This is a genomic window from Paenibacillus solisilvae (assembly GCF_042656405.1).
In the GTDB taxonomy this organism is placed as follows: domain Bacteria; phylum Bacillota; class Bacilli; order Paenibacillales; family Paenibacillaceae; genus Paenibacillus_Z; species Paenibacillus_Z solisilvae.
In genome coordinates, this window is sequence record NZ_JBHSOW010000090.1 from 1 (window position 1) to 7942 (window position 7942).

The following is a 7942-nucleotide window of genomic DNA, read 5'->3' on the forward strand; positions in this document are numbered from 1 at the left end:
ATGAGAAGGAATGTCGTCCTCCAAGTCCATTGGCAGATGAAGTTGGTCCATGGTATATTGGATGTACATAGAAATCGTTCCTTTCGTAAATGGTTGATCGCACTTCCATTTTACCAAGAAACGGTTTCTTTTTGTTTTCTTTTAACAAAGAAAGGGGCTGGCCCGCAGGTCAATTTATTGACCTTATGGGACAGCCCCTCTCATTCCGTTTAACTGCTTATTCTTCTAATCCATCTCCAGTAATCATTTGAGCGGCCGCTCCATTACTATTGGGTTTCATGGATGTCCCCTTTATAAATCCGATACATACGTCCTTTCATTTACCCCAGATTCTTGCTCAGTTCGACGATTTGATCCCAGCCTTCGTCAATCCCGAGCTTCCCGAACATGATGGACTGGGTGATGTTGTCGTATTCCTTACTGAAGTTGGCCCATCCGCCCTTGCTGCCGGGACCGGGATCGAACGGGACGCCGTCTTTGGACACTTGATCGATCAGCCCCAGCGCGCTCTTATCGACGTCCGTGAATTTCGGCTTCAAGGACGAGGCAACCGTCTTGGACACCGGTATGCCTCGGGAGGTGCTCAAGATCGCGCCGGCCTCATCGCTGTTGACGAACCAGTCGATGAATTTCTTCGCTTCCTCCTTATATTTGCTGTTCGGACTCACGCTCCAGTACATGGAAGCTTTCAGCCAGCCGCCTGCTACGGTTCCCCGGGGCTGGGTGGTGAGCGCCAGCACGCCCGGCTTCAGGGCGTCGAAGCCGCCGAACTCCGCGGCGTGCGCGCCTCTGAGCAGGATTTTCTCTTGAATGAGCAGATCCATCTGCGCGTCCTGCCCCTTGTCCGACACCGTCACGTCCGGCGGGGAAACGAGGTGGTCCTTGCGCAGCTCGGCCCACTTGTTCATCCATTCCTTCCAAGTGGTTTCGTCATAATGGAACTTGCCGTCCTTGCTCATGGAGAACCCCTTGCCCATGCTCAGCTGATAGCTCATGTAGGACGCGCCGTCGGCGGTCAGATCCCTGCTGAGGTACTGATCCTTCGCCAGCTTCGGCTTCAGGTCCCGCGCCATGGCAAAGAACTCGTCCCAAGTTTCGGGAGGCTTGACTCCAAGACTGTCCATGATCGTTTTGTTGTACACCATGCCCCAGGCGTTGTTGCCAAGTGGCATCGCGTATAGCTTGTTCTCATAAGTGCCGGTTTCCAATAGTGACTTTTCGATGTTGGCTGCGGGGATAGAGGACAGATCCTCGAGCCGCCCGCTGGACGCCCAATCGTTGAACCAGGCGGCATCCATCTGGAAAATATCCGGGGTATTCTTGCCCGCCGACTGCGTCGACAGCTTATCCTGATACCCGTCAAACGACTGGAATTCAGGCTCGAACGTGACGCCGGGATTGTTTTTGGTATACTGATCAAGCGCTTTCAAAGTTGCGTCGTGCCGGGCCTGCGACCCCCACCACATAATCCGGAGCGTAATGGGCTTACTGCCTCCTCCCTCAACCTCCCCCGCGTTTTCTTCCTTGACGCCGCTGCATGCGCACAGAGCCAGAGCCAGCATAAGCGGTACCATTAAGCCTGCCGCGAGCCGGCGTGTTCGTTTCTTCATCCTAAGAACCTCCCTTTATTGCGGATCATCTTGCTTCTCTAGGGTACCAAGTGCCGAGGCCACCTCGTAGCCTACAGATCCACAAATCATTTCAGTATTTTACGAATCTGACTGTTTATGAATGCGGCTGCCCCGATTTGTTGTTTCGGTGCTTAGGCTCGAAACTTTAAGCTCTATAAAATTCGGTCGGGCTGCGTCCGGTGTGTTTTCTGAAGAGCGTCGTAAAATACGGCACGTTCCGGTAGCCGACCCGCTCCGCGATTTCGGCGATCAGTAGTTTTTTCTCGATCACCATGCTCTTCGCCTTCTCCATCCTTACACGCGTCAGATAATCGCCGAAGGTCTCCCCCGTAGCTTGGCGGAACAGGGTACTGAGGTAGTTTTTGGAGATGTAGACCCGGTCCGCCAGATCCTGAAGGCGGAAGTTTTCCGCGTAATGTTCGTGAATGTACTGAATCATAAAATCGACCGTTTCCTTGTGCTTCATGTTCTCGTTCGGGGCAAACCGGGAGCAGATGCGCTTCACCTTCTGTGCAGCCCAGGTTTTCCACTGCTCCGCCCCCTCCACATGGCTCAGCTCATTGGACAAAGAGGTCAGCGGCAGCTCCTCGTCCAGCCGGATCCCGGACTCGTAGAGCGTAAACGAAAGGATGGCGAACATCTGCGTCCCGATCGCTTCCAGCTCCTCCGCTGCCAGTTGTGCAGCTCCTCCGTCCTCGCGGAAGAACTCCTCCAGCACCAGGAGTGCCCGTTGTTCGTCGAAGCTGCGGACGGCGTCGGCCATCTCCTGAAAGAAGCGGACCGGCCGCACGTTCCTCCTGCCGGCGGACCGGCAGCCGCCTTCGGCATAAACGTACACGCAAGGGTGGGCAGGGTTCGGCTCCCGCCGGGTGGACAGCGCTTGAAACGCTTCTTCCGTGGAATCGGCGATCGACCTCCAATCCCCTTTGATCGAACCGGCTCCTATATGCAGCTTGACCTGCAGGTAACGGCTGGCGGATGAGATCATCCTCTCCGCAAGCGTCAGCGCCTCCCTCCGAAATGCCTCCTCGGGCCAGGAAAGCGGCTTATAGAGCAGAATCGCCATGTGATGGTGCAGCTCCAGAAAACAGCTCCTGAGCCCGGCCTGTCCAACCAGCTCCTCCATCATATTGCCCACGGCAAAGCGGAACAAATGCCAGTCCCGGGCGGAGATGCCCTCCATTCGGCCCTGACGCTTCATCTCCAGCGCCAGCATCATGAACTGCGAGTTCTTCCACCCAAGCCGTTCCGGCGGCTTCGATAACGGGGAGACTGTGCCTCCCGTCAGGACGGATTTCACCCATTCCCTCTCCAGATAAGGCTCGTACTGCAGCAGTTTATTCCTCAGCTCGCGCTCCTCGCTCTCCAGTGCGCTGCGCTCCGCAAGTTCGGCTGTGACCCGCTGCAAAACCTCGCGGATCGTCGACAGCGAGGCCGGTTTGGGTAGGTAGTCATCGACCTGAAGACGAAGCGCCTTTCGGGCGTAATCGAAATCGGAATAGCCGCTCAGGATGATAATTTTGCCCTCGTAATTCCGCTTGCGCAGCTGTTCAATCATTTCCAGTCCGTTCATGACCGGCATGTGAATATCGGTGATGACGATGTCCGGGCGGCATTCTTCGATCAGCCGCAGTCCCTCTTCGCCGTCCATTGCTTCCCCCACCGGACGGACTTCGAGCTGGTCCCAGGGAATCAGACGCTTCATCCCGCCCAGCACATGGCGGTCATCATCCACGATTGCGATGGTCCACATCGTTCTCTCCCCCTTCTTGGTCGTGGTGGTGCACCAGTCTCGGAAGGTACACTTCCACTTCCGTACCCTCTCCAGCCGTCAGTGCCCGAAGCTGAACGCCATAGGGCTCCCCGAAATAAACCTCGATGCGCTCGGTGACGTTGCGGACGCCGTAGCCTCCCATCTTATATCGCTTACGCGTCTTCCAGTCTTCCCGAAGACCGATGCCGTCGTCGCGGATGCGAAGCCCAATGCCGCGTTCCCTCTCTTCTGCCGTCAAGAGGATCGTACCCTTTCGTCTGCCGTGAAACCCATGCACAATCGCATTCTCGACAAAAGGCTGCAGGGTCAGCTTCGGAACGAGGAGCTCCCGCAGCTCGCTGCCGCAATCGATCCGGTACTCCAGCCCTTCCCCCCATCTCAGCTGCTGAATCTGCAGGTAGCATTCCACGTGCAAAAGCTCCTCCTTCAGCGGAATGAGGCTCTCTCCTCCCGACAGACCGATTCGGAACATCCGTCCCATCAGCTCCAGCACGTGGCTGATCTTCTCCTGTCCGGCCTCAAGCGCCATCCAGTTCAGCTGGTCCAGCGTATTGTAAAGAAAATGGGGATTAATCATCGCTTGCAGCGCCTTGATCTCTGCTTCGCGCTGAGCCTTGTACTGCCTCTCCAGCGACCGGTACAGCGCCTCGATCCGTTCCGTCAGCTTGCGGTAACCGCCGAACAGGCTGCCGAATTCGTTGCGGTATTCAGCCGGCAGCGGATGGTCCCGCCTGCCGGGGGTGAACGCCTGCATCAGCTTCACCAGCTGCCGGATCGGCCGGATGAAATTCCGGGAGAGGTAAAGCGTGAAGAACAGTGCGAGCAGAATGGCGGCGGCTCCTACGGCGGCCAGCGTCCAGGCAAGCCGGACACTGCCCCCTGTGATGACCTTCCAGGGCGTAAGCTCCACCAGCATCCAGCTGTTGGGCGTTGAGCGGGACCAGACGGTGAGCATATTCTTCTCCGGAAGCGAACCGGCGACCTCCAGATGCTGATGCGCATGGCCGGCATCTCCGCTCACCCGATCCAGAATCGCACTGATCTCGCCGGGGGACGGCTCGCTTTGGGTATGCATGATCATACGTCCGCCGGAATCCAGCAGCAGGCGGATGGCCGAAAAATTGTCCTCCGTCAGGATCGACTGAAGAAATTTGACGCGGACGTTGATGATGAGAATGCCCTGGTTGACCCCATCAAGCGTCGTGATTTTGCGGACGAAGCTGACCACCTGCTGCCTGCCCTGCGGCGAGCCGATCCCGCGCTGGCCGACCCATACAAAATCGGCCTTGTCGACGGCAGGGTACCAGCTCTCCTTCCTCGCCGTGGTCAGCGGCAGATACTGAATGTTAGCGTTGGGATCGACCTGGAGCGGGTCATTCATATAGATCTGGAAGGAGAACATAGAGCGCGAGCTGTTAAGCATCGGCGCCAGATAATCCCGGTTCAGTTCGTCCCTTGCTTTCTTGCGTGTGTAATAATCTCCTTTCATGGTCAAATAATTGACCAGCGGCGAGTTGATCGACACGGCGAGCGACGTCTGCTCCACCGCGCCCATCTGGTCGGAGAGCTGCTTGTTAAGCTGCTGCAGCACGGCCTGCTGATAGCCGGAGGCGCTGACCGCCTGCTCGCGTGCCGACAGCTGGTAGCTGACGACCATAATAATCGTAATCAGGAGCGCGATAAACCCGGCAAAGCTGAAGAAAAACACGTAATCGATACGAAAAGTACGAAACGGATTCATGCCTTAGCCCTCTTTTCCCCTGGATGCCAAAAAGTCTCTCTGCATGTGCAGCTTAAGGCATTCCCCAGTATTGTTCGCGGCAGCCGGCGACGCAGCGCGCCGCTGCGGCTTGCCCGCGTCCTGCAAGAAGAGCTTGGGCCTTGCCCTGCACGGTATCCATTTACGTCCTCCGCGGCTCTATCCCTTCAGCCCTGTCGTGGCGATTCCCTCGACAAAATGCTTTTGGGCCAAAAAGAAGATCAGCACCGGCGGCAGTACCGAGAGCAGCGACATGGCGAGCAGCTGTCCCCACGCGACGGCCGACTGCGAGTCGATGAACATCCTCAGCGCCAGCGGGACCGTATACGTGCCCACCGTGTTCAGATAAATCAGCGGGCCGAAGTAGTCGTCCCAGCCCCAGATGAATGAGAAGATCGTCACGGTAATCAGGGCCGGCAAGGTCAGCGGCATAATGATCCGCAGGTAAATGCCGAACAAGGAGCAGCCGTCGATTTTGGCCGATTCGTCCAGCTCCCTCGGTATGCCCCGGATGAACTGTACCATGAGGAAGATGAAGAACGCCCCTCCCATGGCAGAAGGTACGATCAGCGGCAGATACGTGTTGATCCAGTCGAAGGAGTGGAACATCGTATACTGCGGAATGAGCGTAACCTGACCCGGCAGCATCAATGTCATGAGCAGCACGGAGAACCACAGGCCTTTCAGCGGAAACGTCAGTCTGGCGAAGCCGAAAGCAACCAGGCTGGCCGTAACCGCATGAAGGACTGTCGTCGCCACGTTAAGCTTCAAACTGTTCATGAAAAAACGCGTAAATGTATACTTCGGCAGCGCAACCCAGCCTTCGGTATAATTCTGCCACAACCATTCCTTCGGAAACAACGTGGGCAGTCCGATCTCGGCCATGGACTTGAATGAAGCACCGATCCACCAGAGCAGAGGATAGAACATCACAACGCAAAATTCAATCATAAACAGATGGACAAGCAGATTGCTTTTCTTCATCATTCGGGTCATTTGCGTCCCCCCGTTTCCGTCTCATAGAAGACCCAGTATTTGGATGCCAGAAAATTCAGAGCCGTCGCCACCCCAATAATGACGAGCAGAATCCATGCCAGCGCCGACGCATAACCCATCTGCAGCGAGCCGAACGCTTTGTTGTAAAGGAAAAGCGCGAACATCTCGGTAGAGTTGATCGGTCCGCCGTTCGTGACGACAAAGGCGGACGTAAACATCTGGAACGCACTGATAATCCCCATGACCAGGTTGAACAAAATGACGGGCGAGAGCATGGGCAGCGTAATGCTGACGAATTTGCGCAGCGGCGATGCCCCGTCCACCGATGCCGCCTCATACAGCTCCGCCGGAATCTGCTTGAGACCGGCAAGAAAAATAATCATGGCCGAGCCGAACTGCCAGGCGGTCAGCAGCACCAGCGTGCCTAGCGCGGTAGACGGCGTGCCGATCCAGTTTTTGGGGGCAATCCCCACCAGAACCACCAGATGGTTGATGAAGCCGTTCAGGCCGAAAATATTGCGCCACAGTACGGCAACAGCCAGGCTTCCGCCGATCAGGGAAGGCAGGTAGATGATCGTCCGGTAGAACGAGATGCCCCGGATTTGCCGATTCAGGAGCATGGCGACCAGCAGCGCCGCGAGCAGCTTCAGCGGAACCGATGTGGCAACGTACAGAAACGTAACCTTGAGCGAATTGAAGAACAGCCGGTCATGGGAAATGTCCCTGTAGTTCTTCATGCCGATCCAGCGGGCCGGCTCCAGCAGGGAGAAATCCGTAAAAGATAGATAAAAGGACTGGATAATCGGCCACAGCTGCAGAATCAGAAATCCGAGCAGCCATGGCGCGATGAACAAGTAGCCTACGACCGGAGCGTTCCAGCGTCCTTTTGTCCAGCGGGACACCGCTTTCACACCTGCTCCGCTTTCCACCTTGTCCGCCAGCCGCACGGTTTGCGTTCTCATGAAAATCACCTCTCGCTTCTTGATAGATTCCAGTATATCTAGCGGGAGGGACGACCTGTAGGCGGGAGATGCACAAATTCTTTCACTATTGAATGATAACTGGAAGCGTTGTCAAACTATTGCGTTTGAGAACAGCCCCGCGTGCGCCAGATAGCCGATCTTCTCCGCTGTTTAATCTAAAGCTGCGTCACAAAGTCTGTCGTTCCAATAGTTTCTCGATTAAAAAAGACCGCAACTATGCGGCTTTCAATGGATGTATATTCATTTTGACTTATAATAGGGTTGCGTCAGGAAAGTGCGGATTTACAACGCTTTACAGTTAATACTACCAGTCTCTCCGTGTAATAAATGAGATATTAGGATTTTTTTATTTAACAATAAGTGGAGGGAGTCTAGCATAGGCATCCGACCACTCCGACCGGCTTCACCACCTAATGGACGACGCCCCTAATTAATACTTTCCCGTTCCTCCATCAGCTAGAGGCGGATTCGTCAATTTGAGCGCTTCGCATTGGTAAGAGTGCGAATTGGAAAAACGATTGAACTTATGCGCAACGGCTTATATCTGAAGTCAGCGAGCAGCTCGGTTATCGGAACCCGTTCTATTTCAGCCGTGTATTTAAGAAGGTGCTGGGAGAATCCCCTACGTCTTATATGCGGCACTTTTATAAGCCTTAATGCATGAGTAGTCGTGTCAGCAGGTTCCTAATAGTCGAAAGCTGCATATTGGAGTTTCAGTTACCATGAAAAGAGGCTGTCCCATAAGGTCAATAAATTGACCTGCGGGCCAGCCCCTTTCTTTGTTAAAAGAAAACAAAAA

At 55.3% G+C, this 7942-nt stretch carries 6 protein-coding genes; 1 reads left to right on the forward strand and 5 read right to left on the reverse strand.

Annotated features, from left to right (window positions below; translation table 11 throughout):
* Positions 1 to 320: 320 nt before the first annotated feature.
* From ACFPYJ_RS23630 to ACFPYJ_RS23650, 5 genes are all read right to left on the reverse strand, one after another.
* The gene (locus ACFPYJ_RS23630) at positions 321 to 1610 is read right to left on the reverse strand and encodes an ABC transporter substrate-binding protein (protein WP_379190687.1); all 1290 of its coding nucleotides are present in this window, start codon (positions 1608 to 1610) and stop codon (positions 321 to 323) included.
* Positions 1611 to 1776: 166 nt separating this feature from the next.
* On the reverse strand, positions 1777 to 3384 hold the full coding sequence (locus tag ACFPYJ_RS23635) for a response regulator transcription factor (protein WP_379190688.1): 1608 nt from the start codon (positions 3382 to 3384) through the stop codon (positions 1777 to 1779).
* Entirely contained in the window at positions 3359 to 5146 is a 1788-nt protein-coding gene (locus tag ACFPYJ_RS23640) for a cache domain-containing sensor histidine kinase (RefSeq protein WP_379190689.1), read from the reverse strand. The genes ACFPYJ_RS23635 and ACFPYJ_RS23640 overlap by 26 nt, the downstream gene beginning before the upstream one ends.
* A 177-nt stretch (positions 5147 to 5323) precedes the next feature.
* On the reverse strand, positions 5324 to 6160 hold the full coding sequence (locus ACFPYJ_RS23645; RefSeq protein ID WP_379190690.1) for a carbohydrate ABC transporter permease: 837 nt from the start codon (positions 6158 to 6160) through the stop codon (positions 5324 to 5326).
* Positions 6157 to 7122, reverse strand: a complete 966-nt coding sequence (locus tag ACFPYJ_RS23650) for a carbohydrate ABC transporter permease (protein ID WP_379190692.1) — start codon at positions 7120 to 7122, stop codon at positions 6157 to 6159. The genes ACFPYJ_RS23645 and ACFPYJ_RS23650 overlap by 4 nt, the downstream gene beginning before the upstream one ends.
* 561 nt (positions 7123 to 7683) lie before the next feature.
* Between ACFPYJ_RS23650 and ACFPYJ_RS23655 the strand changes: the two genes are divergently transcribed.
* Complete coding sequence (locus ACFPYJ_RS23655; RefSeq protein ID WP_379190693.1) at positions 7684 to 7800, forward strand: helix-turn-helix domain-containing protein; 117 nt, start codon at positions 7684 to 7686, stop codon at positions 7798 to 7800.
* Positions 7801 to 7942: the final 142 nt, after the last annotated feature.

Bases quoted from the DNA above. Each gene is read 5' to 3' on its own strand.
- ACFPYJ_RS23630 (WP_379190687.1), bottom strand. From the start codon at position 1,610: ATGAAGAAACGAACACGCCGGCTCGCGGCAGGCTTAATGGTACCGCTT.
- ACFPYJ_RS23635 (WP_379190688.1), bottom strand. From the start codon at position 3,384: ATGTGGACCATCGCAATCGTGGATGATGACCGCCATGTGCTGGGCGGG.
- ACFPYJ_RS23640 (WP_379190689.1), bottom strand. From the start codon at position 5,146: ATGAATCCGTTTCGTACTTTTCGTATCGATTACGTGTTTTTCTTCAGC.
- ACFPYJ_RS23645 (WP_379190690.1), bottom strand. From the start codon at position 6,160: ATGACCCGAATGATGAAGAAAAGCAATCTGCTTGTCCATCTGTTTATG.
- ACFPYJ_RS23650 (WP_379190692.1), bottom strand. From the start codon at position 7,122: ATGAGAACGCAAACCGTGCGGCTGGCGGACAAGGTGGAAAGCGGAGCA.